Origin of the sequence: Bosea sp. AS-1 (assembly GCF_002220095.1) — a bacterium.
GTDB lineage: Bacteria > Pseudomonadota > Alphaproteobacteria > Rhizobiales > Beijerinckiaceae > Allobosea.
Genome location: NZ_CP022372.1, coordinates 569194 through 594628, shown reverse-complemented (window position 1 = coordinate 594628; position 25435 = coordinate 569194). Strand labels below are relative to the sequence as shown.

Annotated in this window: 23 protein-coding genes; 15 read left to right on the top strand and 8 right to left on the bottom strand. The window is 66.7% G+C overall.

What is annotated here, in order from left to right; genetic code table 11:
* Positions 1–61: 61 nt before the first annotated feature.
* The 4 genes from CE453_RS04505 to CE453_RS04490 are packed head-to-tail and all read left to right on the top strand — an operon-like array spanning position 62 to position 3387.
* Complete coding sequence (locus CE453_RS04505; protein ID WP_089173500.1) at positions 62–925, top strand: branched-chain amino acid ABC transporter permease; 864 nt, start codon at positions 62–64, stop codon at positions 923–925.
* Positions 925–1929: a branched-chain amino acid ABC transporter permease gene (locus CE453_RS04500; RefSeq protein WP_089173499.1), complete on the top strand. Its 1005-nt coding sequence runs from the start codon at positions 925–927 to the stop codon at positions 1927–1929. Before CE453_RS04505 ends, CE453_RS04500 begins: the two co-directional genes overlap by 1 nt.
* Complete coding sequence (locus CE453_RS04495) at positions 1926–2684, top strand: ABC transporter ATP-binding protein (RefSeq protein WP_089173498.1); 759 nt, start codon at positions 1926–1928, stop codon at positions 2682–2684. The genes CE453_RS04500 and CE453_RS04495 overlap by 4 nt, the downstream gene beginning before the upstream one ends.
* Positions 2671–3387, top strand: coding sequence for an ABC transporter ATP-binding protein (locus tag CE453_RS04490; protein WP_089177699.1), 717 nt, complete (start codon positions 2671–2673; stop codon positions 3385–3387). Before CE453_RS04495 ends, CE453_RS04490 begins: the two co-directional genes overlap by 14 nt.
* Positions 3388–3403: 16 nt before the next feature.
* Here the strand turns inward: CE453_RS04490 and ggt are convergent, their stop codons facing one another.
* The 3 genes from ggt to CE453_RS04475 form a co-directional block, all read right to left on the bottom strand.
* The gene (ggt, locus tag CE453_RS04485) at positions 3404–5080 is read right to left on the bottom strand and encodes a gamma-glutamyltransferase (RefSeq protein ID WP_198302260.1); all 1677 of its coding nucleotides are present in this window, start codon (positions 5078–5080) and stop codon (positions 3404–3406) included.
* 118 nt (positions 5081–5198) lie between these two features.
* Entirely contained in the window at positions 5199–7559 is a 2361-nt protein-coding gene (locus CE453_RS04480) for a xanthine dehydrogenase family protein molybdopterin-binding subunit (RefSeq protein ID WP_198302259.1), read from the bottom strand.
* 128 nt (positions 7560–7687) lie between these two features.
* Positions 7688–8461, bottom strand: a complete 774-nt coding sequence (locus tag CE453_RS04475; RefSeq protein ID WP_089173496.1) for a ferredoxin--NADP reductase — start codon at positions 8459–8461, stop codon at positions 7688–7690.
* Between the two features lie 612 nt (positions 8462–9073).
* On the opposite strand from CE453_RS04475, the gene CE453_RS04470 reads away from it, so the two are divergent.
* The 4 genes from CE453_RS04470 to CE453_RS04455 all read left to right on the top strand — a co-directional run bounded on the left by CE453_RS04470 (position 9074) and on the right by CE453_RS04455 (position 13762).
* Positions 9074–10291: an ABC transporter substrate-binding protein gene (locus tag CE453_RS04470; protein WP_089173495.1), complete on the top strand. Its 1218-nt coding sequence runs from the start codon at positions 9074–9076 to the stop codon at positions 10289–10291.
* A gap of 119 nt (positions 10292–10410) precedes the next feature.
* Complete coding sequence (locus CE453_RS04465) at positions 10411–12270, top strand: ABC transporter permease (RefSeq protein ID WP_089173494.1); 1860 nt, start codon at positions 10411–10413, stop codon at positions 12268–12270.
* Positions 12267–13052: an ABC transporter ATP-binding protein gene (locus CE453_RS04460; RefSeq protein WP_089173493.1), complete on the top strand. Its 786-nt coding sequence runs from the start codon at positions 12267–12269 to the stop codon at positions 13050–13052. The genes CE453_RS04465 and CE453_RS04460 overlap by 4 nt, the downstream gene beginning before the upstream one ends.
* Positions 13052–13762 (top strand): ABC transporter ATP-binding protein, encoded by a 711-nt coding sequence (locus CE453_RS04455; protein WP_089173492.1) that lies wholly within the window; start codon positions 13052–13054, stop codon positions 13760–13762. Before CE453_RS04460 ends, CE453_RS04455 begins: the two co-directional genes overlap by 1 nt.
* A gap of 24 nt (positions 13763–13786) precedes the next feature.
* Here CE453_RS04455 and CE453_RS04450 read toward each other — a convergent pair whose 3' ends face one another.
* Positions 13787–15025: an ROK family protein gene (locus tag CE453_RS04450; RefSeq protein ID WP_089173491.1), complete on the bottom strand. Its 1239-nt coding sequence runs from the start codon at positions 15023–15025 to the stop codon at positions 13787–13789.
* Positions 15026–15189: 164 nt separating this feature from the next.
* Here CE453_RS04450 and CE453_RS04445 point away from each other — a divergent pair, with 164 nt between their 5' ends.
* The 7 genes from CE453_RS04445 to CE453_RS04415 all read left to right on the top strand — a co-directional run bounded on the left by CE453_RS04445 (position 15190) and on the right by CE453_RS04415 (position 22825).
* Positions 15190–16449 (top strand): extracellular solute-binding protein, encoded by a 1260-nt coding sequence (locus CE453_RS04445; protein ID WP_089173490.1) that lies wholly within the window; start codon positions 15190–15192, stop codon positions 16447–16449.
* A gap of 94 nt (positions 16450–16543) precedes the next feature.
* Positions 16544–17422: a carbohydrate ABC transporter permease gene (locus CE453_RS04440; protein ID WP_248307943.1), complete on the top strand. Its 879-nt coding sequence runs from the start codon at positions 16544–16546 to the stop codon at positions 17420–17422.
* A complete protein-coding gene (locus tag CE453_RS04435; protein WP_089173488.1) occupies positions 17422–18264 on the top strand; it encodes a carbohydrate ABC transporter permease in 843 nt (280 codons plus the stop codon). Before CE453_RS04440 ends, CE453_RS04435 begins: the two co-directional genes overlap by 1 nt.
* A gap of 5 nt (positions 18265–18269) precedes the next feature.
* Positions 18270–19784, top strand: coding sequence for an argininosuccinate lyase (locus CE453_RS04430; RefSeq protein WP_089173487.1), 1515 nt, complete (start codon positions 18270–18272; stop codon positions 19782–19784).
* The gene (locus CE453_RS04425) at positions 19784–20860 is read left to right on the top strand and encodes an ABC transporter ATP-binding protein (RefSeq protein WP_089173486.1); all 1077 of its coding nucleotides are present in this window, start codon (positions 19784–19786) and stop codon (positions 20858–20860) included. The genes CE453_RS04430 and CE453_RS04425 overlap by 1 nt, the downstream gene beginning before the upstream one ends.
* Positions 20857–21804, top strand: a complete 948-nt coding sequence (locus CE453_RS04420) for a carbohydrate kinase family protein (protein WP_089173485.1) — start codon at positions 20857–20859, stop codon at positions 21802–21804. Before CE453_RS04425 ends, CE453_RS04420 begins: the two co-directional genes overlap by 4 nt.
* Positions 21797–22825 (top strand): SIS domain-containing protein, encoded by a 1029-nt coding sequence (locus CE453_RS04415; protein ID WP_089173484.1) that lies wholly within the window; start codon positions 21797–21799, stop codon positions 22823–22825. The genes CE453_RS04420 and CE453_RS04415 overlap by 8 nt, the downstream gene beginning before the upstream one ends.
* Before the next feature lie 30 nt (positions 22826–22855).
* On the opposite strand, the gene CE453_RS04410 is transcribed toward CE453_RS04415, so the two are convergent.
* From CE453_RS04410 to CE453_RS04395, 4 genes are read right to left on the bottom strand one after another with little or no spacing between them, the layout of a single operon-like run.
* The gene (locus CE453_RS04410; protein ID WP_089173483.1) at positions 22856–23242 is read right to left on the bottom strand and encodes a c-type cytochrome; all 387 of its coding nucleotides are present in this window, start codon (positions 23240–23242) and stop codon (positions 22856–22858) included.
* Positions 23243–23285: 43 nt separating this feature from the next.
* Positions 23286–24557 (bottom strand): NAD(P)/FAD-dependent oxidoreductase, encoded by a 1272-nt coding sequence (locus tag CE453_RS04405; RefSeq protein WP_089173482.1) that lies wholly within the window; start codon positions 24555–24557, stop codon positions 23286–23288.
* A 6-nt stretch (positions 24558–24563) separates the two neighbouring features.
* The gene (locus CE453_RS04400) at positions 24564–25088 is read right to left on the bottom strand and encodes a DsrE family protein (protein ID WP_089173481.1); all 525 of its coding nucleotides are present in this window, start codon (positions 25086–25088) and stop codon (positions 24564–24566) included.
* A gap of 34 nt (positions 25089–25122) precedes the next feature.
* Positions 25123–25419 (bottom strand): c-type cytochrome, encoded by a 297-nt coding sequence (locus CE453_RS04395; RefSeq protein ID WP_248307942.1) that lies wholly within the window; start codon positions 25417–25419, stop codon positions 25123–25125.
* Positions 25420–25435 lie beyond the last annotated feature (16 nt).

Sequence of the window (25435 nt, the reverse complement as noted above, 5' to 3'; positions counted from 1 at the left end):
AAGCCGGCGAGGACGCATACGCGCCCTCGCCACCCTTCCCCGTTCGACGAGGCCGGCACCGATGCAGACCGCGCTGAGCATCGCCCTGGACGCGCTCGCCTATGGCATGGCGCTGTTCATCATCTGCATCGGCCTGTCGTTGACGATGGGCTTGATGCGGCTGGTCAACCTGGCGCATGGCGCCTTCGCCATGATCGGCGGCTACATCGCCTCCTATGTCGCCCGCGACCTTGGCCTCGGCTATGCCTTCGGCATCGTGCTCGCCGTCATCGGCACGGTTCTGATCGCGATCCCGCTCGAGCGCCTGCTCTTCCGCCGCATCTATGACCGGAGCGAGCTTTCGCAGGTACTGATGACCATCGGCATCACCTTCTGCGTCATCGGCATCACCAACTACTTCTTCGGCCCGACGCTGAAGACGATTCCGCTACCGGCCGAACTGGCGCAGCCGGTCGATCTCGGCTTCCGCAGCATCGCGGGGCATCGCCTCTTCGTGATCGCGAGCGGTCTCGTCGTCGCGGGCGGTCTCTGGTTCCTGATCGAGCGCACCGGCTTCGGCATCCATCTGCGGGCCGCCGTCGAGAATGCACCGATGTCGCGGGCGCTCGGCGTGCGTACCGAGCTGATCTATGCCGCAAGCTTCGCGCTCGCCATCGGGCTCGCGGCCTTTGGCGGCGTGGTCGGCGCCGAATTCCTGCCGATCGAGCCCTATTACGCCCTGCGCTACATGGTGACCTTCCTTGTCGTCGTCTCCGTTGGCGGGGCCGGCTCGATCCCCGGCGCGCTCGCCGCCTGCCTGCTCCTGGGGGCGATCGACGTGACGGGTCGCTATCTCATGCCCGATTTCGGCAATTTCTTCTTCTATCTCGCGGTGATCCTCGTGGTCTGCGCCTTTCCCCGTGGCCTGATGGGGCGGGCGCAGTGATGGCCCAGCCTTCCACACCATCGGCTCCTCTGCCCCCGCGCAGCCTCGGCCGCGACCTTTTCGGCATCGGCCTGATCGTCGTCGCGGGGCTCGCCGGCTACTGGCTCTTCCCCGACAATCTCTCCTTCCTGACGCGGGTGATCTCGGTCGCCCTGCTCGTGCTTTCGCTCGACCTCATCACCGGCTATTGCGGCATCGCCTCGCTCGGGCAGGCCGCGCTCTACGGGGCCGGCGCCTATGCCGCCGGCATCGCCTGCCTCAATGGCGTGACCGAGCCCTTCCTGCTCATCCTGATCGGGGCCGCGGCTGGCGCCGTCACGGGTCTCCTGAGCGGAGCGATCATGCTGCGGGCGCACGGGCTGCCGCAGCTCGTTCTCTCCATCGCCATCGTCCAGCTGCTGCATGAGGCCGCCAACAAGGCCTATTCCATCACGGGCGGCAGCGACGGCCTCTCCGGCATGGTCCCGGCTCCGCTCTTCGGCCTGTTCGAGTTCGATCTCTGGGGTCGCGCGGCCTATCTCTTCGGGCTCGGCCTGCTGGTCATCGTCTTCATCGCGCTGAAGCTCCTAGTCCGCTCGCCTTTCGGCATGGTCTGCCGCGGCCTCAAGGAGGATCCGCTGCGGGTGAGCGCGCTCGGCATCTCCGCCTTCCCGGTGCTGCTCAGGATGTTCGTGATTTCCGGCGCAGTCGCCGGCATGGGCGGCGCGCTCGGCGCCATCGCGACCCAGGTCGTCGGCCTGGACAGCGTCAGCTTCGAGCTGTCCGCCAATGCGCTGGTCATGCTCGTGCTCGGCGGCCTCGGCAATCTCTACGGCGCGCTGATCGGCACCGTGGCCTTCATGGCGGTCGAGCATGTCATAGCCGCGATCAACCCTTTCCACTGGATGACGCTGGTCGGTGCGCTGCTGATCGCCATCGTGCTCTTCGCCCCGCGCGGGCTCTCCGGCACGCTCGACGAGGCGGCCCGCATCCTGACGCGCGGCTCGCGGAGGACGAGGCCATGAGCGCGGTCTTCGAAGTCGCCCATCTGTCGAAGTCCTTCGGCGGGCTCAAGGTCAACCACGACGTCTCCATCGCCATGGCGGAGGGCGAGAGGCTCGCCCTGATCGGCCCCAACGGCGCGGGCAAGACCACCTTCGTCAACCTCGTCACCGGGCGCATCCCGCCGAGCGCCGGCACGGTCCATCTGATGGGTGAGGACATCACGCGTCAGGGCGCCGTCGCGCGCGTGCGCCGCGGCCTTGTCCGAACCTTCCAGGTCACCCGGCTCTTCCCGGACATGACGCCGGAGGAGCACGTTGTCATGGCCATCCTGCAGCGGCAGGGCCGCGCGACGCGCATCCTTGCCCGCTTCCACGGCAACAGCGCGGCAGCCGACGAGGCTGCCGACATCCTGGCGACGCTCGGCCTCACCGACATCGCTCGCCGCAAGGTGGTCGAGATCGCTTATGGTCAGCAGCGCCTGCTCGAGATCGCCATAGCCATGGCCCAGCGCCCGAAGGTGCTGCTGCTCGACGAACCGGCCGCCGGTGTGCCCTCCTCCGACACGCCGCTGATCGAGCGGGCTCTGGAGCGGCTCCCCGCCTCCCTCGCCGTGCTGATGATCGAGCATGACATGGACCTGGTCTTCCGCTTCGCCAGGCGCGTCGTAGTGTTGGCGGCCGGCGAGCTGATCTTCCAGGGTTTGCCGGCCGACGTCGCCAGGGACGACAAGGTCCGCGAAGCCTATCTCGGGAGCTATGCCCATGCCGGCAGCTGAGCTCGACGTCCAGAACCTGAGCGCCGGCTACGGCCAGACCCATGTGCTGGAGAACGTCTCCTTCTCCGTTCCGGCCGGCGGGCGCCTCTCGATCCTCGGTCGCAACGGCATGGGCAAGACCACGCTGATGGCGACGCTGATGGGGCTGACCCGGCGCTATGCCGGGAGCATCAGCGTCGGCGGCCAGGACGTGACGGCCCTGCGCACCACCGGACGGGCGCAAGGCGGCATCGGCCTCGTCCCGCAGACCCGCGAGATCTTCAAGAGCCTCACCGTCGAGGAGAACCTCTTCGTCGGGCTGAAAGGCCGGCCGCGCTCCGCGATCGAGGAGGCCTATGCGCTATTCCCGCGCCTGCAGGAGCGGCGCCGCAATCTCGGCTCTCAGCTTTCAGGCGGCGAGCAGCAGATGCTGGCGACCGCCCGCACCATCCTCGGCCAGCCCGCGATCCTGCTGCTCGACGAGCCGCTTGAGGGCCTCGCCCCCGTGATCTGCGACATGTTGATGGAAGCTTTCACGCAGCTCGCGTCGAGCGGTGCGATGACGATCCTCTTCGTCGAGCAGCGGCTGGAAAGCGCGCTCGACTTCGCCGAAGACGTCATCATCCTCGAACGCGGGCGGATCGTCTGGTCCGGCAGCTCGGCGGGCCTGCGCGTCGATGGCGAGGTGCTCGAACGCTATGTCGGTGTCGGCGGGCTGCACTGAAGCCGCCTGCACCGGCTCAGATGCTGAAGCGCGCCCCGGCTCGCGCCAGACCACCCGAGATCGCGACCGGCGTACCGTCCGCCCGCCAGCAGGCGGCGCCCGTCATGGTGCCATCCGCATTGAAGGCAATGGCGTTCATGCCACCCGCCACGCGCGGCGAGCGCACGACCTTGTGGCCGCGCGCCACCAGTTCCTGCGCTACCGTCTCGGGGATCGCCTCTTCCAGCTCGAGCACCCCGCCCTCGGTCCAGACGCGCGGCGCCTCGACCGCTTCCTGCAAGCTCATGCGGTGGTCCAGCAGATTGACGATCGCCTGCAGGGCCGAGGGGAAGATGCGCAGTGCTCCGGGCAGCCCGAGCGCGTAGGCGATCCGCCGTTCCCGCAGCACCATCATCGGCGCCATCGAGGTGAAGACGCGCTTGCCCGGCGCGATGGACAGGGCACGGCCAGGATGCGGGTCGAAATTGAACATGTAGTTGTTGGCGATCATGCCCGTGCCGGGGATCTGCACGCAGGCGCCGAACAGCCCATTGATCGTCTGCGTCGCGCTGACGACGTTGCCGTCTGCATCAGCCACGGTGACATGGGTGGTATCGGCGGATTCGCCGCCGGAAAGCCCCGCCCTCCAGCTTTTCGCCCGGCTCATCTCGATAAGCGCGCGCCGCTCGGCGGCATAGCCCTTGTCGATCAGCCTCTCGACCGGGACCTTGACGAAGGCCGGATCGGCCGTCGCCACGGCGCGGTCAGCGAAGGCGATCTTCAGCGCCTCCGCCAGGAGATGCACTGCGTCAGTCGAGCCGAAGCCGAGCGCGCCGAGATCGTAGCCCTCAAGAATGTTGAGCATCTGCGCGATATGCACGCCCGACGAAGACGGCGGCGGCGGCCCGACGATCTCGTAGCCGCGATAGGAACCACGGATCGGCTCGCGCGTCTCGGTTCGGTAGTTCGCCAGATCCTCCGGCCCGATCAGGCCGCCATGCGTCGCCATGTAGCCGGTCAGCGCCGCCCCAAGCGCTCCGCCGTACAGCGCCTCCGGTCCGTCTTTCGCGATGAGTCGCAAGCTCTCGGCATAATCGCCCTGAACCAGCTTCGCTCCGGGCTTGAGCGGGGCCCCGCCCGGCAACAGCATCGCCGCGAGACCGGCATCGCGCGCAAGATCGACCGCATTGTCGCCGATGCAGTTCGAGAGATAGGGCGTGACCGTGAAGCCGCGCGCGGCGAGCGCGATCGCCGGCTGCAGCACATCCGCCAGCGGCAAGCTGCCGAAGCGCTCCAGGGCTTCGCACCAACCCTTGAGCGCGCCCGGAACCGCCACCGCCTTCGCCCCGACGACGTTCTCACGGTCGCGTGTGTCGCGCTGCTTACCGATCTCGTCGGAGAGGCAGTCATACATGTCCGGCGAAGCGCGGCCGGGCGCGGTCGAGAGATTGTCGATGATGCGGTGGCTGCCATCGGCGAGCCGGATATGGCTCAGGCCTCCGCCGAGGATGCCGACCATCATCGGCTCGGCCACCGTCAGTGCGAACAGCGCGGCAACCGCCGCATCGATGGCATTCCCGCCGGCGAGCAGCATTTGCGAGCCCGCCGCCGAGGCGAGCGGGTGATTGGTGACGACCATGCCGCGCGAGCCGGTGGCTGGCTTCTTCTCGCAGGCGAATTCGGCGATGCGGCGGGCAGGAGCATGAGCGTTCATGTCCGGCACTTGAGCCCGACTCGGGCCCGGCGTCCACCCCGGTTTCCGGATGAAAGACCGTGCGCCGGCCGCATGGCATACCCGCCATGCGCGCCCTTCCGGCCGCCCGACGGGCCGTTCAGCCCTTGGTGTCCTGCCCGTGGATAGCGCGCCAGATCGCCAGCGGCGTCGCCGGCATGTCGAGATGCTGCACTCCGTGCGGCGCGAGGGCATCGACGATCGCGTTCATCACCGAGGGCAGCGAGCCGGCGCAACCTGCCTCCCCGCAGCCTTTCGCGCCGACCCGGTTGGTGCTGGTTGGGACGCCCTGGCTGATGAAGGAGAAGAACGGCACATCCGCCGCGCGCGGCATGGCGTAATCCATATAGGAGCCCGTCCTGAGCTGACCCTCCTCGTCATAGGAGGTCAGCTCATAGATCGCCTGGCCGATGCCCTGCACGACTCCACCATGCAGCTGTCCCTCGACGATCATCGGGTTCACCAGCGTGCCGAAATCGTTGACCATGACGTAGCTCGCGATCTCGACCTGCCCCGTATCGGGGTCGATCTCGACCTCGGCGATATGGCAGCCATTGGGATAGGCCGACGGCGCCGCCTTGAAGACATGGTCGACATCCAGCGTCTGCGGCAGGTCGTCGGGTAAGGCCGAAACGGCCCGCAGCCTCCCCGCGAGTTCCATGATGCCAATGGAACGGTCGGTGCCGGCGATGTTGAAGCGGCCGGCCGCGAATTCGATGTCCGCGACACTCGCCTCGAGGAAATGCGCCGCGAGAAGCTTGCCCTTCTCGACGACCTTCTCGCTTGCCTCGATGATCGCCGAGCCGCTGGCCATGATCGATTTCGAACCGCCGGTCCCGCCGCCGGCGATCAGGCGGTCGCTGTCGCCCTGCACCAGGCGGATCTTGTCGAAGGGCACGCCGAGCTGGCTGGTCAGCACCTGGGCGAAGGGCGTCCAGTGCCCCTGCCCGTAATCGAGCGTACCGGTGACGATGGTGACGGAGCCGTCCGCTTCGAAATGGATGCCACCCATCTCGTTGCTCGGCGGCGCGGTGACTTCCAGATAGCAGCCGATGCCGCGGCCGCGCAGCTTGCCGGCCTTGCGGCTGGCGCGCTCGCGGACCGGATAGCCCTTCCAGTCGGCCGCCTCCAGCGCGCGGGCGAACAGCGCCGGGAAATCACCGCTGTCGTAAAGCGTCCCTATCGGGGTGGTCCAGGGCAGCGCCTTGGCCGGGATCAGGTTGCGCTGCCGCAGGACCGCCCGGTCGATGCCCATCTCGCGGGCGGCGGTGTCGATCAGCCGCTCCATGAAATAGTTGCCCTCGGGGCGTCCGGCGCCGCGATAGGCCGCGATCGGCGCGGTGTTGGTGACGGCGCAGCGCGTCTGCACCTCGACCAGCGGCGTGCGATACATGCCGACGCTGTTCTTGCCGATGTTCAGCGTCGCCATCATCGGCCCGACCGGCGAGAGATAGCCGCCCATATTGCCGAGGCCTGTGAAGCGCGTCGCCAGGAAGCGGCCGCGCGCATCGAGCGCCAGCTCGGCCTCGAACACCATGTCGCGGCCGTGATGGTCGGAGACGAAGCTCTCGGACCGCTGGTCGGTCCATTTCACCGGCTTCTTCAGCAGGCGGGCCGCATGCAGCAGCACGACATATTCCGGGAACACCGCCGATTTCATGCCGAAGGAGCCGCCGACATGGCCCGTGACCAGCCGCATCCGGTCGTGAGACACACCCATCGCCGCCGCGAGGCTGTTGCGCATGCCAAAGGCGCCCTGGCTCGGGGCGTGGAGCGTATAGCGCCCGCTCTTGCGGTCATAAGTGCCGATCGCAGCGCGCGGCTCGATCGGGTTCACGACGATGCGGTTGTTGACGATCCGGAGCCTGGTGACATGGGCCGCCTTGGCGAAGGCGTCCGCGACCTTCCCGGCGTCGCCGAAATGATAGTCGAGGATCAGGTTGCCCGGGACATCGTCGAAAAGCTCCGGCGCGCCGGGCGCAAGGGCCTCCTCCGTCGAGGTCACGGCGGGCAGGATATCGACGTCGAGGCCCACCGCCTCGGCAGCGTCGCGCGCCTGAATGGCCGTGCGCGCCACGACCATGGCAACCGGATCGCCGACGTAGCGGACCTTGCCGACCGCCAGCGCCTGCCGCGCCGGCTTCCGCATCGGCGTGCCGTCGCGGTTGGGCAGGTCGACATTGCATTTCAGAGGGCCATAGCCCTGGCCTTCGAGGTCCTGCGCCGTATAGACCGCAACGACGCCTTTCATCTCCCTGGCCGCCGCCACGTCGATGCCGCGGATGACGCCATGGGCGTAGGGACTACGGACGAAGGCGGCGTAGAGCTGCCCTTCCAGCGACAGGTCGTCGGTGTAGTGGCCACCGCCGCGCACGAGAACGGCGTCCTCCTTGCGCGGAAGCGACTGGCCGATGCCGGCCTGCCTCGCAGGAGAGCCGGCTTTGGAGACATGCATATTCATGGCGAAGCACCGCGGTCGAAACTGAGCGCGGCTACACTGGCCTAAAAGCGCGGGGCGCGCGTTGCAGATGCCGCATAGGCGATATCCGCAACGCGGACGGTTGGGGCGTGCTCCGGCATGCCGCAGCCTTACTTCTCGACGAAGGCCTTCTCGATCACGTAGTCGCCGGGTTCGCCGTGATTGCCTTCGGCAAGGCCGCGCTCGGCGAAGATCGTCTTGAGGTCGGCCAGCATCTGCGGCGAGCCGCAGAGCATGAAGCGGTCGCCTGCGGGATCGAAATCCGGCAGGCCGATATCGTCGAAGAGCTGCCCGGAGGTCAGCAGATCGGTGATGCGGCCACGGTTGCGGAACGGTTCGCGCGTCACCGTCGGATAGTAGATGAGCTGCTGGCGGATCATCTCGCCGAGGAACTCGTCCTGCGGCAGATGCTGGGTGATGCGCTCGCCATAGGCGAGCTCGGCGACCTGGCGGCAGCCATGGACGAGCACGACCTTCTCGTAACGCTCATAGGTCTCGGGATCGCGGATCAGCGAAAGGAACGGCGCCAGCCCCGTGCCCGTGCCGAGCAGGAAGAGCCGCCGGCCATCCCTGAGATTGTCGAGGACGAGAGTGCCCGTCGCCTTCTTGCCGACGATGATCGCGTCGCCGACCTGGAGATTTTGCAGCCGCGAAGTCAGCGGGCCGTCGGCCACCTTGATCGAGAAGAATTCGAGGTTGTCGTCATAATTCGTGCTGGCGACGCTGTAGGCCCGCAGCAATGGCCTGTCGCCGACCTTGAGGCCGATCATCGTGAACTGGCCGTTCTTGAAGCGGAACGATGTGTCGCGCGTGGTCGTGAAGCTGAACAGCGTATCCGTCCAATGATGGACGCTGAGGACCTGTTCCTCGTAGAAATTGCTCATCGCGTCGTCCTTGGCAACTCGGGCAGCGGCTGTTTAGCGGATGTCTACAGCGGCCGGCGACGCTGGATAAGCAGAAAACCGTGCTGAAATCAAAATCTTATCGTTTCTTCTCATTGGAGGTATTCGAACAGAATATTCTGAACGCGCATCTTGCCTTCGGGAGAACTTTCCACCCGCCCGACCAATGCGCTGAGCGATCGGAGCGCGACGCCGGGGCCGAATTGCCGGCTGACGATCCCAGCCCAGGACAGGGCGCACATGCTCGTCGAGCGAAATGAATCGCATTTTCCGGATCGTCACGCCCAGAGAGAGGCGATAGAGGTGTCGCTGCGCTGCGCAATGAATTCGCGATTGCGAGAGATCGGCGGGCGTGCGGGGGAGAATGCGGATGAGCTCCGCAGCAGTCTGCTTCAACGGCTTGCCCTATGGGCAGAAACCGGCCGGCCGCCGGTTGACAAGCATTTTCGCCCTTCGCAAATTCGCAGCCACATCAACGATTTTCCAACGGCTGGTGGTCATTGCAGCACCGGCGTGGAATGGCCAAGAGACTGGCCTGGCGCTGCGGCGGAGAGACGGAATGCCGCGCAGCCACACCCATCGAGGACAAGAACGATGACGATCGACCGCAGGCGTTTCCTGGCTGCTGCCTCGGGCGGCGCGGCCATACTCGCCGCACCTTCCCTGGTCCGGGCGCAGAGCACAAGCGCGATCCGGATTGGCGAGATCAACAGCTACACCGCCCAGCCGGCCTTCCTGAAGCCCTATCGCCAGGGTTGGGAGCTGGCGCAGGAGCAGGTCAACGCGGCCGGGGGCGTACTTGGCCGCAAGATCGAGACCATCTTCCGCGATGACGCCGGCAAGCCGGAAGACGCGGTGCGCCACGCCGGCGACCTCATCAACGCCGAGAAGGTCGATCTGCTGTCGGGCGGTTATCTCTCGAATGTCGGCCTCGCGATCGCCGACTTCGCGGCGCAGAACAAGCGGCTCTACGCGGCCTCCGAGCCTCTCTCCGATGCGCTGGTCTGGTCGAAGGGCAATCGCTACACCTTCCGGTTGCGCCCATCGACCTACATGCAGGCGGCAATGCTCGTCGAGGAGGCTGCGAAGCTCAAGGCCAGGAAATGGGCGCTCGTCGCGCCGAACTACGAATACGGCCAATCGGCGGTGAAGTGGTTCAAGGAACTGCTGAAGAAGGCGAGGCCTGACGTTGAGTTCGTCGCCGAGCAATATCCGGCGCTGGGCCGCATCGATGCCGGCGCGACGGTTCAGGCGCTCGAGGCCGCGAAGCCCGATGCGATCTTCAACGTCACCTTCTCCGCCGACCTGACCAATTTCGTGCGCCAAGGCAATACGCGCGGCCTGTTCGAGGGTCGCGACGTCGCCTCAATGTTGACCGGCGAGCCTGAATATCTGGACGCGCTCGGCGCCGAGGCCCCCGAAGGTTGGATCGTCACGGGTTACCCGCATGCCGATCTGGCGACGCCGGAGCACATCAAGTTCCGCGACGCCTACAAGGCTAGGTACAATGACTATCCACGGCTCGGCTCGGTCGTCGGCTTCGATACGATGAACTCCATTACCGCCGCGCTCGCCAAGGCGGGTTCGACCGACAACGAGAAGCTCGTCGCTGCGATGGAGGGGCTGAAATTCCCCTCGGCCTTCGGCTCGGCCGAGTATCGCGCCATCGACCATCAGTCGACGCTCGGTGCCTTCGTCGGCAGGACGGCGCTGAAGGACGGCAAGGGCGTGATGGTCGACTGGCGCTATGCCGACGGCGCCAAGTACCTCCCCTCCGACGAGGTCGTGAAGACGCTGCGCCCCGCAGGCTAGCCCGAGTGCGCACCCAATCGCGGCCGAAGACCGCTACGCCCGCTTGATCCGTTCGACGGTCCGGTTAAGCCTGCAGGCGCGCGGGACCCTCGCTGCGCCTTGCCTCCAGACGAGACGGAATGCTCGATCTCATCCTCACGCAGACGCTGAACGGGCTCGCTTCCGCTTCGTCGCTGTTTCTCGTTGCATCGGGGCTGTCGATCATCTTCGGCGTCACCCGCATCGTGAACTTCGCCCATGGCTCGCTCTACATGCTGGGCGCCTATCTCGGCTGGACGCTGGTCGAATGGCTCGGACCGGCGAGCCCCCTCGGCTTCTGGGGCGGAGTCGTGCTGGCCGCTCTGCTCGTCGCCGGCATCGGCGTCCTGATCGAGGTCGCGATCCTGCGGCGGATCTATCAGGCGCCCGAACTCTTCCAGCTCCTCGCCACCTTCGGCGTCGTGCTGATGATTCAGGACATCGCGCTGGCGATCTGGGGGCCGGAGGACAAGCTCGGCCCGCGCGCGCCGGGCTTCAAGAGCTTCGTCATCCTGTTCGACAGCCGCTTCCCGACCTATGAGCTGTTGCTGATCGCCATCGGCCCGGCCGTGCTGGCGCTGCTCTGGTTCCTGTTCCAGAAGACGCGCTGGGGCACGCTGGTCCGGGCCGCGACGCAGGACCGCGAAATGGTCGGGGCGCTCGGCGTCAACCAGCGCCTGCTCTTCACCTCGGTCTTCGCCTTCGGCGCCGGTCTGGCAGGCCTTGGAGGTGCGCTTCAGCTGCCGCGCGAGGCCGCGACGCTGCATATGGACCTGTCGATGATCGCGGAGGTCTTCGTCGTCGTGGTCGTCGGCGGCCTCGGCAGCGTCACCGGCGCCTATCTGGCGGCGGTGCTGATCGGCATTCTGCATGCCTTCGGCATCCTGATCTTTCCGAAGATCACGCTGGTCCTCGTCTTCCTGGTCATGGCCGTCGTCCTGGTGGTCAGGCCCTTCGGGCTCCTGGGCAAGCCCCCGACCGGGCAGGCACGCGGACCGGCGCTCGAGCCGCTGCTGAAACCAGCCGATCGGGCGACCAGGCTCGCCGGCCTCCTTGCCCTGTTGCTGCTCGCCATCGCTCCGCTGGTCACGCCGGACTACCTGCTGCTGACTCTGACCGAACTCGTGATCTTCACCCTCTTCGCCGCCTCGCTGCATTTCATGATGGGGCCGGGCGGCATGGCGTCCTTCGGCCACGCCGCCTATTTCGGCCTCGGCGCCTATGGCGCGGCGCTCGCGGTGAAATGGCTCGGCACACCGATGGAGCCGGCGCTGCTCTTCGCGCCCTTCCTCGCCGGCATCGCGGGGACGGTGTTCGGCTGGTTCTGCGTCCGGCTGTCGGGCGTTTATCTCGCCATGCTGACGCTCGCCTTCGCGCAGATAGCCTGGGCGACCGCCTTCCAATGGGTCGAGCTCACCGGCGGCGACAACGGCATTCTGGGCGTCTGGCCCTCGAGCTGGGCCGTGTCGAAGACAGCGTTCTACTATCTCGCGCTCGGTATCTGCGCCGCTTGCGTGCTCCTGCTGCGCGTCATGGTGTTCTCACCATTGGGCTATGCGCTGCGCGCCTCCCGCGACAATCCGCTCCGCGCCGAGGCGATCGGCATCGACACGATGCGCGTGCAATGGATCGCCTTCGCGATCGCGGCCTGCGCAGCCGGCATCGCTGGCGGGCTATTCGCCTTCTTCAAGGGCTCGGTCTTCCCGACCTATCTGGCGATCCCGCGCTCGGTCGATGCCCTGCTGATGGTGCTGCTCGGCGGCGTCCAGACCGTCTCCGGACCGATCGTCGGCGCCTTCGCCTATGCGGGCCTCAGCGACCAGCTTGCCAAATTCACCCTGTACTGGCGCTTCGCGCTCGGGCTCACGATCGTGCTGCTCGTGATGCTGTTTCCACGTGGGCTGGTCGGCAGCTTCCTGGCCTGGCGCGAGCGAATTGCGTCTACGGAGGGCGCGCGATGAGCGCGGTCACCACTCGCTCATCCGCGCCGGTGCTGGTGGTGCGCGATCTCGCGAAATCCTTTGGCGGGGTCCACGCTGTGCGGGGTGTCTCCTTTGCGGTCGAAGCCGGCCGGATGGTGGCGCTGATCGGTCCAAACGGCGCCGGCAAGACGACCTGCTTCAACATGCTGGGCGGACAGCTCGCGCCGGACCGCGGCGAGGTCGTCCTCGCCGGACAGCCGGTCACAGGGCTGAAGCCACGCGTCATCTGGCGCAGGGGCGTCGGCCGCACCTTCCAGATCACCGCGACCTTCACCTCGATGACAGTGCGCGAAAACGTGCAGATGGCGCTGATCTCGAAGGAAGGCGACCTCTGGAGTCCGTTTCAGGCGGCACGATCGCGCCATGTCGCGATGGCCGAGGCACTGCTGGCGCAAGTCGGCATGCTGGAGCAGGCGGACCGGGCCTGCGGCGTGCTCGCTTATGGCGACCTGAAGCGGGTCGAGCTCGCCGTGGCGCTCGCCAACCGGCCGGAGCTCCTGCTGATGGACGAGCCGACGGCCGGCATGGCGCCGCGCGAGCGCCTGGACCTGATGGCCCTGACAGCCCGGATCGCGACGGAGGAGAACATCGCGGTGCTGTTCACCGAGCACGACATGGATGTGGTCTTCGCCCATGCCGACCGAGTGATCGTGCTGGATCGCGGCCGGCTGATCGCCGACGGCCCGGCCGAGACGGTGCGACAGGACCCGCAGGTGCGGGCCGTCTATCTCGGCTCCGGCACGAATTCGGGAGGGCACTGATGACGGCCCTTCTCGCGATTTCCGGGCTCGACGCCTATTACGGGCGCGCCCATATTCTGCGGGGCGTCGGCTTCGACATGGGTCGGGGCGAGGTGCTTGCCCTGATGGGCCGCAACGGCGCCGGCAAGTCGACGACGATCAAGGCGGTGATGGGGCTGGTGCCACCGTCGGCGGGCGAGATCCGCTTCGATGGGCAGCGGATCGACGGGCGCGAGCCCTTCGAGATCGCGCGCCTCGGCATCGGCTATGTGCCGGAGGAACGACGCATCTTCTCGGAACTTTCCGTGATGGAGAATCTCGCCGTCGGCCAGCGCCCGCCACGGGAAGGCGCGCCGCACTGGACGCCGGACCGGCTCTTCGCGCTCTTCCCCAATCTCGGCCGCATGCGCGACCGACCAGGCGGAGCGATGTCGGGCGGCGAACAGCAGATGCTGACCATCGCCCGCACGCTGATGGGCAATCCACGACTCGTGCTGCTGGACGAGCCTTCGGAAGGACTGGCGCCGGTCATCGTCGAGGAGATGGCCAAGGCCATCCTGGCGCTGAAGGGCGAAGGCCTGAGCATCCTGCTCTCCGAACAGAATCTGCACTTCGCCGGCAATGTCGCGGATCGTGTCGCCATCATCGAAAAAGGCGCCATTCGTTTCACCGGGACGATGAACGCGCTCAAGGCCGACGAAGCAATCCGGACGCAATACCTGTCAGTCTGACGGTTCTGGAGCGCCCGCCCGGCCTCAGCCCGGCGAAAGCTCACTCTCGGGGGCCAGGCTGACGCGATCGAGCTTGGGCGTCATCGTATCCAGCAGCGGCAGTGCCGCTGCGCCGAGTGCCGCCGTGAGCCTTCCGGTCGCCCCCCGCTGGACCCGTGGAATCGAGCGGCCTCTCCGGCTTGCCACCGAGATCGGCAGCGGCGTCATCGCGGCGATCATCGCATCGACCACCTCGTCCGGCATCTCACCTCCGAGGATGACGGTCTCGGGATCGAACAGATTCTCCAGCATCGCTACGACCGGCGCCAGCAGGGTCGCTGCCTCGGCAACCCAGCCGGTCAGGGCCGGATGCCCGCTCCGATGGAGCTGCACGATCTCCTCCGGGCCGGCGGCTACGATCCCGGCCTCCCGCAATGTTTCGGTCAGGGCGTGGACCGAGGCGTAGCGCTCGAGGCAGCCATGCCCGCCGCAGGCGCAGAGTCGCCCGCCCGCCACCACCGGGATATGGCCGATCTCGCCGGCATTGCCGAAGGCGCCGCGATAGGGCTGCCCTCCGATGATCACGCCGAGCCCGAGGCCGGCCCCGAAATAGATCTGGCAGAAATGACGCAGATTGCGCCCGAGACCGTGGAGATGCTCGCCGACCGCCGCCGCGGTGGCATCGTTTTCGATGACAACCGGTGTGTTCAGGGCCTCGGCGAGAAGCTGCGCCGCATCCTGCCCCGCCCAGCCCGGCAGGGGCGAGGTCCCGACCGAGCTCATGCCTTCGATCTCGAAGGGGCCAGGCATCACCACTCCGCAGCCGAGCAATCGCTCCGGCAAGCCGGCCGCTTGCCGCACCCAGGCCAGCTCCGTCGCAGCCAGTTGTTGCACGCCGGCGACCGTCGCATCGGCCAGCGGCGCGATGCGCTGCGCCCGGACCCGGCCGGCGAGGTCGACGAGCACTGTGGTGATGTGGTCCGCGGCGATCTCCATGCCCGCCGTCATGCCACCATCGGGATTGACCGCGAACTCCACAGGCGGCTGGCCGCGCGCGGTGCGGCGCCGGCCGAGCTCGATCAGGAATCCTTCCTCGACCAGCTCGGCAACGATGTTGGAGACCGCCTGGGCCGTCAGCCGTGTCAGCACCGCGATGTCGGAGCGGCCGAGCTGCCCGTGCTGGCGCACAGTTTCCAGCACCACGCGGCGGTTGTGGCTTCGCGTCCGCTCGGGATTGGTGCCGACGGCAACGCTGCGGGAAGGCGGGACGGGACGGTGCGGCATAGGCGATCGGGGAAGGAACGGGGAAACAGCCTGCGTCGGCAATTAATCCAACTCAAGTGAATTAATTGATTGACAGCCGCGGGCCCGCGAGATGACGATATCGGCGAGCCTCCCGAATGCCGTCGCCGGCAGGGGCGGAGGGCGGGAGAACAGGGGAGAGAAACATGCGCGGTTTTCGCGGGATGCTGTTGGGTCTGATGGTCTCGGTCGGTGCGATCGCCGGCGCGAAGGCACAGACCGTCGAGATCGAATACTGGCAGTATGTCTTCGACGCGCGCGTCAAGGCGATGAACGAGCTGATCAAGCGCTTCGAGGCCGCCAACCCGAACATCAAGGTCAAGCAGACCACCTTCCCCTACGCCGACTATCAGACGAAGATCGCCGCCGCGATGCCGGCCGGCCAGGGCCCCGACGTCGTGCAGCTCTTCTATGGCTGGCTCGACAATTTCGTCGGCGCCAAGTTCATCCAGCCGCTGCCGCGCGACGCCTTCCCGCCTGCCATGATCGAGAAGGAGTTTTATCCGATCGTCTCGGCGATGAAGCGCGACGGCGAATATTATGCCCTGCCGACGGCGGTGCGCTCGCTGGCCCTGTTCTACAACAAGAAGATCTTCCAGGAGGCCGGGCTCGACCCGAACAAGCCGCCGAAGACCGTCGACGAACTGCTCGACATGGCCAAGAAGACGACCAAGCGCGACGGCGCCGGCAACATGCTCTCCGCCGGCATTACGCTCGACTTCCCCGGTCAGGACTACCATTGGTGGCGCGAGACGCTGCTGCGCCAGAACGGCGGCGCACCCTATAGCGACGACAACAAAACCGTGACCTACAACAGCGAGGCCGGCGCCAAGTCTCTGAACTGGTATGCCGATCTCCAGCGCGTCCACAAGGTCGGCCAGGTCGGCTTCATGGACGAGGGCCAGGCCGCCTTCCGCGCCGGGCGTGCGGCGATGACCATCGACGGCTCCTTCCGTCTCGGCGCCTTCGGCGGCATCAAGAATTTCGAGTGGGGCGTCGCGGAGCTACCCGCCTCTGCCGACGGCAAGAAGGCGAACTTCGCCAGCTACTGGGTCAACGCCATCACCACCAAGCCTACGGGCGAGAAACTGGAAGCGGCCAAGAAGTTCCTTGCCTTCGTCACGACCCCCGAGGCAATGCAGCTCTGGCTCGAAACCGTCGGCGAGCTGCCGGCACGCAAGGCGGCGGCCGAGACCGAGAAGAACCTGAACCACCCGATCTACGGGCCGTTCCTCAAAGCGCTCGCCTATTCGCACGCCACGGTCTTCGTCGACGAACTGGCTCAGCGCCAGGTCTCACTCGACATGATCAATCGCGTGCTGCTGCAGAACCAGGATGCCAAGGCCGCCTTGGCGGAAGCCGCGGCCGCCGAGCAGCCGATCCTCGACCGCTTCTACAAGAAGTGAATCTCAGCGGGCGCCGGAGCGGATTGTCGCGATGAACCCGTCTTCCTCTCACGACGACGCCCGTTCCGGCGCCCGCCTCCTATCCGGATTCGGCATGCGCCAGAAGCAGGTCCTCTGGGCCTGGTCCTTCCTGGCGGTGCCGATCCTGTTCTATGCGGTGGTGCGCTTCTATCCGACGCTGGAAGCCTTCTGGATCTCCACCACAAACTGGAACCTGCTGACCAAGCCCTCCTTCATCGGGCTCGCCAATTTCAAGCGGCTCGTTGCCGATCCGGTCTTCTGGCAGGTCTTCCGCAATACCGCGCTCTACCTGCTGCTTGGCACGCCGATCAGCCTGCTGCTCGCCTTCACCATCGCCTATCATCTCGACCGCGTGCGCTTCCTGCACGGCTTCATCCGGGCGCTGTATTTCCTGCCCTTCCTGACGACCGCGGCGGCGATGGCCTGGGTCTGGCGCTGGTTCTACCAGCCGGTGCCGATCGGCCTGTTCAACAACCTGCTCGCCGGCATCGGCATCGCCCAGCAGCCCTTCCTGCGCTCGACCACGCAATCGCTGCCGGCCGTGCTCGCGCCCGCGATCTGGGCCGGGCTCGGCTTCCAGGTCGTGATCTTCATGGCAGGCCTGCGCGCCATCCCGACGACCTATTACGAGGCCGCCCGCATCGACGGCGTCTCGAACGGAACGATCCTGCGGCGGATCACCCTGCCGCTGCTCAAGCCGACGATCGTCTTCCTCGTCGTCTTCTCCTCGATCGGGTTCCTGCGGATCTTCGATCAGGTCTACAACATGACCAGCCAGACGAGCAGCGACCCGGGCGGCCCGCTGAACGCCACCAAGCCGCTCGTGCTGATGATCTACCAGACGGCCTTCTCCTCCTTCGACATGGGCTATGCCGCGGCCCAGACCGTCGTGCTATTCCTCGTGCTGCTGGTGGTCTCGCTGCTGCAGCTCAGGCTGCTGAGGGACCGCTGATGAGCGCCGCCGCTTCCCCCATGACCCTGCGTTTCGAGCCCGGCCGCATCCTCGCATGGCTACTGCTTTTCGGCGGCGGCCTGCTAATGGTGACGCCGCTCGCCTTCATGTTCGCGACCTCGCTGAAGGATTCCTCCGAGATCTACGATCTCGCCTTCTTCCCGGCCCACCCGACGCTCGCCAACTACGTGACTGTGCTTTCGGACGGCCGCTTCCTGCGCTGGTTCGCCAATTCCTTCGGCATCGCCACAGCGGTCACGCTCTCGAACGTCTTCTTCGACAGCCTCGTCGGCTACACCTTGGCAAAATTCCAGTTCCGCGGCCGCTATCTCGTCTTCATCGCCATTCTCTCGACGCTGATGATCCCGACCGAGATGCTGGTCATCCCCTGGTATGTCATGGCCAAGAACTTCGGCTGGCTCGACAGTTACTGGGGCATCATGTTCCCGGGCATGATGACGGCCTTCGGCACCTTCCTGATGAAACAGTTCTTCGAGACCGTGCCGAACGACTTCCTCGAAGCCGCCCGCATCGACGGCCTCAACGAATTCGCGATCTTCTGGCGCATCGCCCTGCCACTGGTGACGCCGGCCCTCTCGGCGCTGGCGATCTTCACCTTCCTCAGCAACTGGACCGCCTTCATCTGGCCGCTGATCGTGACGACCTCCAAGGAACTCTACACCTTGCCGGTCGGCCTCACGAGCTTCGCGGTGGAATCGCAGGTCCAGTGGGAGTTGATCATGACGGGCGCCGCGCTCGCCACCTTGCCGACATTGACCGTCTTCCTGCTGCTCCAGCGCTATATCGTGCGCGGCGTGGTCCTCGCCGGTCTCAAGGGCTGATTGCCATGACGAAAACCGATCCCCGCGCGAGCGATACCTCCGTCTTTCCCGATCCGGTCTACAAGGAGACGGTGCTACGTCCGCTCTTCGACGGCGCGAGGACGCATCACGTCCAGAGCTTCCGCGCCATCGACCGCGCCCATCTCGTCATGCTCGCCGAGACCGGCATCCTGCCCCGCACTACCGCCGGCCGCATTGCCCGCGCGCTCGACGAAATCGATGCCGAGATCGACCCAGCCAAGCTGAGCTATGACGGCTCGGTCGAGGATTATTTCTTCCTGATCGAGGCCGAGCTGAAGAAGCGCCTGCCGGCCGACGATGCCGGGCGCCTGCATACCGGCCGTTCGCGCAACGACATCGACCACACGCTGTTCAAGCTCGCCCTCAAGCCGCGGCTCGACCATATGGCCGGCCTGCTGCGCGCCCTGATCACCGCAACCCTGGACCTCGCCGAGCGCGAGAAGGCGACGCTGATCGTCGCCTATACCCATGGCCAGCCGGCGCAGCCGACGACCTTCGGCCATTACCTCTCCGCCGCGATCGAAGTGATGCTGCGCGACCACGAGCGACTGGTGCAGGCGCGCGCCTTGCTCGATCTCTCGCCGATGGGCGCGGCCGCGATCACGACCTCGGGCTTCCCGCTGGATCGCACCCGCGTCGCGCATCTGCTCGGCTTTTCGGCTCCGCTGCAGAACTCCTATGGCTGCATCGCCGCGATCGATTACCTCACCGCGACCTACAGCGCGGTCGAGCTCGTGTTCCTGCATCTCGGTCGCCTGATCCAGGATTTGCAGGTCTGGACCGCCTTCGAGGTCGGCCAGCTCTATGTGCCCAATGCCTTCGTGCAGATCTCCTCGATCATGCCGCAGAAGCGCAATCCCGTCCCGATCGAGCATCTGCGCCATCTCGCGTCGCAGACCGTGGCGCGCGCCCGGATGGTCAGGGACATCGTCCACAACACGCCCTTCACCGACATGAACGACGCCGAGGGTGAAACCAACGAAGCCGGCTATCAGGCCTTCGCGACCGGCGAGCGCGTGCTGAGCCTGCTCGCCGCGCTGCTGCCGGCGTTGCAGGTCGACGGACGTCGCGTCGCCGAGAACATCCGCCGCTCCTGCATCACCATCACCGAGCTGGCCGACACGCTGGTCCGGTCGGAAGACCTCTCCTTCCGCACCGCCCATGAGATCGCCGCCGATGTCGCGCGTGCCGTGGTCGCGGCTGATGGCGACCTGCCGCGAGACGGCTACGCGCCCTTCCAAAAGGCTTTCCGCGAACATGCCGGCCGCGAGCCGGCCTTGAACGAGGCCGCCTTCGCCGAGGCCGTCTCGCCCGAACATTTCGTCGCGGTGCGCGAGCGCTTCGGCGGGCCGGGGCCACAGGCGCTCGCCGCCGCCTTCGCCGGTTATCGCGGCGTGCTGGTGGCGGCAAGCCTCGCCGCGACCGCGACCGCTGCGCGCGAGGCCTCCGCGCGCCATGAACTCGACGCCGCCTTCGCGGATCTGATGGGAGCAGCCTGATGGCGGGTATCGAGCTTCAGGGGCTGGTCAAGCGCTACGGCAAGACGCAGGTCGTCCACGGCATCGACCTCGCCATCGAGGATGGCGAATTCGTCGTCTTCGTCGGCCCCTCCGGCTGCGGCAAGTCGACGACGCTGCGCATGATCGCGGGTCTGGAAGAGATCGACGGCGGCACCATCACGATCGCGGATCGGCCCGTGAACCGGCTGGAGCCGAAGGAGCGGAACATCGCGATGGTGTTCCAGAACTACGCGATCTACCCGCATATGAGCGTCGCCGAGAATATCGGCTTCGGCCTCTATACGGCGAAGCTCGACAAGGCGGAGAAACGCCGCCGGATCGAGGAGACCGCCCGCATCCTCGGCCTCGAACCACTGCTCGAACGTAAGCCGTCGGCATTGTCCGGCGGCCAACGGCAGCGCGTCGCTATCGGCCGCGCCATGGTGCGCGACCCCTCGGCTTTCCTGTTCGACGAGCCGCTCTCCAATCTCGACGCGCAATTGCGCGCCCAGATGCGCCTGGAGATCAAGCGCCTGCACCAGCGGCTCGGCCGCACCATCGTCTTCGTCACCCATGATCAGGTCGAAGCGATGACGCTGGCCGACCGCATCGTGGTGATGCGCGACGGCCGCATCCTCCAGGTCGGCGCGCCGATGGAACTCTACGAGAAACCGGCCGACGTCTTCACCGCTCGCTTCATCGGCTCACCGACGATGAACATTCTCCCGGCCAAGACGAGCACCGGTAACGGTAAATCGACGCTGGAACTGGCCGGCAACGCTATCGCCCTGCCCAGCTGCCCGGCCCCACTCCCCCCCGAGGTGCTGGTCGGCGTCCGCCCGCAGGAATTGCGCGTGCTTGCCCCCGGCGAAAACGCCGATCTCGTCCTCACCGGCAAGGTCGCAGTGGTCGAACCGCTCGGTTCGGAGAGCTTCGTCCATGTCGAGCATGGCGATACGCTGATCCTCGCCTCGGCTTCGGCCAAGGCTCCGCCCGCCGTCGGCAGCGAGGTGCGGCTCGGCGCAGCCATCGACGCCCTGCGCCTGTTCGACACCGCGACCGAGCGCGCCCTATGACCACCGGACGCGACTTCGTCCTGAGCATCGGCCGCCTCTACTGCGACATCGTTTTCCGCGGGATCGACGCATTGCCGAGGCTCGGCGAGGAACGCTTTGCCGAGGCGGTATCGATCGTGCCCGGCGGCGGCGGCTTCATCACCGCGGCCCATCTCGCCGCGCTCGGCATCCGGACCGGGCTGCTCGCCCGGATCGGCACCGATCCGCTCTCCGGCGCCATCGCGCCGGCGTTGGCAGATAGCGGTGTCGATCTGCGCTGGCTCGAACATTCCGCCGATGCCGGCCCGCAACCGACCGTCGCGATGATCAAGGATGGCGAGCGCGCCTTTCTGTCGCGGCGCGCCGGCTGCGCCCGGCCGGCGACATTGGACGCGGCCCTCGCCGACCCGGCCGCCCGGCATCTCCATATCGCCGAATTCGCGACTCTGGCCGAGATCCCGGAGCTGATCCGGATGGCCAAGCGCGCCGGCCTCTCCGTTTCGCTCGATCCGAGCTGGGACGACGTCTGGATCCGCGATCCCGAGCTGCTGCCACGCGCCGCTGGCGCAGATATCTTCCTGCCCAATGCCGCCGAAGCGCGCGCGATCACCGGATGCGACGATCTGGATCAGGCCGGGCTCCGGCTGGCTCGCGATTTCCCGCTCGTGATCGTCAAGGACGGAGGCGACGGCGCACGGCTGTTCCGGAGTGGCTCGGCCACCGCCCTGCCAGCACCGGATGGCGGCCCGGTTCTCGACACGACAGGCGCCGGTGACGCTTTCAATGCCGGTTTCCTCGCGGCCTGGCTCGCCGGCCATCAGCCGGAGCTGGCCTTGGCGGAAGGTATCGCCTGCGGAACCCTGTCCGTGCGCTCCGTCGGGGGAGCGGGGACGCGGCTCGACCGTACCGATGTCGACGCGATGAGCCGAGACCTGCTGCACAGCCAAGACCGCATCGATGCCTGAAGCCCTCCTTGCCCGCGAGGCGGCCGAATCCGCCGATGTCGCCGCGCGCCAGATTGCCGCTAACGCGGCGGCCATGGCCGCGCTCGGCGAGCAGTTACGTCGGCGCCGGCCGGCCTTCGTCGCAACCTGCGCACGCGGCTCCTCCGACCATGCCGCGACTTATGGAAAATATCTGATCGAGCGCGCGCTCGGCCTGCCCGTCGCTTCGCTGGGGCCCAGCCTCGCCTCGGTCTACCGGGAAGAACTCGATCTCTCCGGGGCCGTCTTCATCGCCATCTCGCAATCCGGTCGAAGCCCCGACGCTCTGCGATTGACCGAAGCGGCCAAACGCGGTGGCGCGCTGACGATCGGCCTGATCAACGACACGACCGCCCCGCTCGCAGAGCTGGTCGACGTCACGCTGCCGCTTTCCGCCGGGCCGGAGACCAGCGTCGCCGCCACGAAGAGCTTCCTCGCCACCTGCATCGCGTTCCTGCACCTCGCCGTCGCCTGGAGCCGCGAGCCCTCCCTAATGGAAACGCTGGAAAGCGCACCCGATTTCCTGACCCAGGCTGGGAACTGCGACTGGTCGCCCTTCTTCCAGCGGCTCGAGCAAGCCAGCAGCCTTTATGTCATCGGCCGCGGCCTCGGGCTGGGAATCGCTCAGGAGATGGCGCTGAAGTTCAAGGAGACTTGCCGCCTTCACGCGGAGGCCTTCAGCGCGGCGGAGGTCCTTCACGGCCCACTGGCGCTGGTCCGCCCCGGCTTTCCGGTCCTGGCGCTCGACCCTTCCGACGAAGGCAGCGACAGCACGCAGTCTGCCGCACGTACCGTCGCCAGCCTGGGGGCGGATGTCGCCTATGCCGGGCCACTCGCTGTGCCGTCCACCCTCGCCCTACCCATGCCAGCGGATGTCCCGGCCGTTCTGGCACCACTCGTCCAGGCGCGCGCCTTCTATGGCGGCATTGCCGGGCTGGCAGCGGCAAGGGGGCTGGACCCCGACCGCCCGCCGCATCTGAGCAAGGTCACCCGAACGCTCTGACAGGCAAAACGCCGGGCCGGCCCCGGCGTCTTACATCTTCTTCCCGTCCTTGCCGAACTGCTTCAGGAACGCGGTCAGGTCCGCGACCTCCTTCTCGTTCTTGATGCCGGCGAAAACCATTTTCGTCCCGGGGATCTTGCCCTTGGGGTCCTTGATGTATTCGGCGAAGGTCGCCTCGTCCCAGGTGATGTTGGCGCCCTTGTTGGCCGCGGAGTAGCTGTATCCCTCGACCGCGCCGGTGTGGCGCCCGAACAGCCCGTTCAACTCCGGCCCGACGCCGTTCTTCGCAGTCTCGCCGACCTGGTGGCAGGCCCTGCACTTGTTGAAGGAGCGCTCACCGGCCGACAGGTCCTGCGCGTTGGCGGCCTGCGAGGCGGACAGGACGATCAGAAGGGCGGCGGGAACCAATAGTTTCATGCGAAATCCTCTGGGATGGCTGCGAGAAGGAGCGGAGTGATCGTCACGAGAACATGTCGGCCGTGATCGCCGCGTACCAGCCGAGGTTCTCGGCCTCGTTCTGCCGGCGCAGATCGGCGGGCTCGTCATTCTGCGAGACGAAGGTTTCGATTGCCGCGATGCGGCCGTCACGCGGTTCGTAGCGGCCGCCGACCTTGATCGCATCGTCGGTCTCGATCAGCGACCAGCAGGTGTTGAGGTAGCGCGGCGGGAAGCTGCGTGCTTCCGTCAGCTCCACCCGGATCGTCATCGCCGCGACCTTGGCCTGGCTGTTGGCGGCGAAGGCCGATTTCGGCATGTCGCCGGCGATGCAGGCATCTCCGAGGACATAGATATTCGCATCGGCGGTCGATTTCATCGTGGCCGGATCGATGGCGCAGTAGCCGCCCTCGGGCGCGAGCCCCGCGCTGCGGGCGATCTCGCCGGCCATCTGGGCCGGCACGACATTGACGAAGGCGCAGTCCCGATAGGTCTCGAAGCCGGTGACGACGGTGTTGGTGGCGGGGTCGACCGACTTGACCCCGTCATGCACCTTGGGCCCGAGCCATTCGATCATCGAGCCGAAGTATTTCTCCCAGCCTTCCTGGAAGACGCCCTGCTTGGAGAAGCTCTCCTTGGGGTCGAGGATCACGATCCGGGCGTCGCCGCGCCCGGTGCTCTTCAGCGCATGGGCGAACATCGAGGCACGCTCGTAAGGCCCCGGCGGACAGCGATAAGGGTTGGGGGGCGCGATCATCACGATCGTCCCGCCATTGGGCACGGCATCGAGCTTCTGCCTGATGAGCTGCGTCTGCGGGCCGGGCTTCCAGCCATGCGGCATGATCTCCTCGGCCGCCTTCGACCAGCCGGGGACGGAATCATATTTGAGATCGATGCCGGGCGAGACGACGAGGCGATCGTAAGGCAGGCGCTGCCCGTCGGCGAGGACGATCTCGCGCTTGTCCCGGTCGATCCGCATGGCACGGGCTCGGACGAGCGCGATGCCATATCGACCCGTCAGCGCATCGTAGCGATGCGTGATCTCGTCATAGGATTTGAAGCCGCCGAGGTAGAGATTCGAGTGGAAGCAGGTGTGATAGAGCTCGTTCTCTTCCACCAGTGTCACGGCCAACGCGCCATTCGAATCCTTGGCGAGGTAGCGCGCGGCCGTGGCGCCGCCCGCGCCGCCGCCGATCACCACGACGCGCGGCTTCGCCTGGCCGAGCACGGCCGGCGCCGCCAGCGTTGCCGCGGCTGCCAGCCCCGAACGCAGCATCGTCCGCCGGTCAAACCTCATGACCGCTCAACCGACCTTCAGATAGGCGAAACCCTTCGCCTGCAGCGCCGCGACCGCCGCGACACCGGAGGGGACGAAGCTGGCGAAGGGGACATCCCGCGCCTTGGTCTTGTCGATCTTGTTGCGCTGGAAGGTGATCTCGCAGAGGTGAATCTTGAGCCCGTTCTTCGCGAGCGCCTCAACCCGGTCGAACGCCTTCAACGCGGCGCTGTCACCGACCCAGCTCGTCCCCTCGAGGTCCTTCAGGAAGAACTTCACGCCGGCGCCATGCGCGACGATAGCGAGCTGCAGCGCGAAAGGATCGGCACCATAAGCCGAATAATGGTTCGCGATATTGGTCAGCATCTGGTCGAACCGGGCGACGTCGCCGAAGTCGCAATGGTAGACGCAGGCGACATCGGCCTCCTTCTTGATATCCGCGAGATTGAGCTCCTTCGGAGCTGCCGCGGCAGAGGTGGCCGCCACCGCGAGGCCAGAAGCGGCCGCCGCGAGCAGGCCGCGGCGCGAGGGTATCACTGCATTGTCAGTCATCTTTTCCTCCCTGTTGGCCGCCGCATATCGACGGTCAGGGGGCTTTCAGCCCCTCGTAATAGGCGGCCAGAGCCGCGATATCCTCTTCCGAAAGTTGCTTGGCGACATTGCGCATCGCCGCATTGTCGCGATCACCCCGCCGATACGCCATCATCAGCGCGGTGAACTGGTCGGCGGGCATGCCCGCAAGCGCTGGGATGGCGCCCGCCTTCGGCGCGCTGCCCACATGGCAGGTCGCGCATTCGGCCGAGAGATATTCCCCGAGCGCCCGGTCGGCCGCCGCATGGGCCGGAGCCGCTGCGAGCCCCGCCGCCACAGCGGCGAAGCTCATCCAACCCGATCCGGCT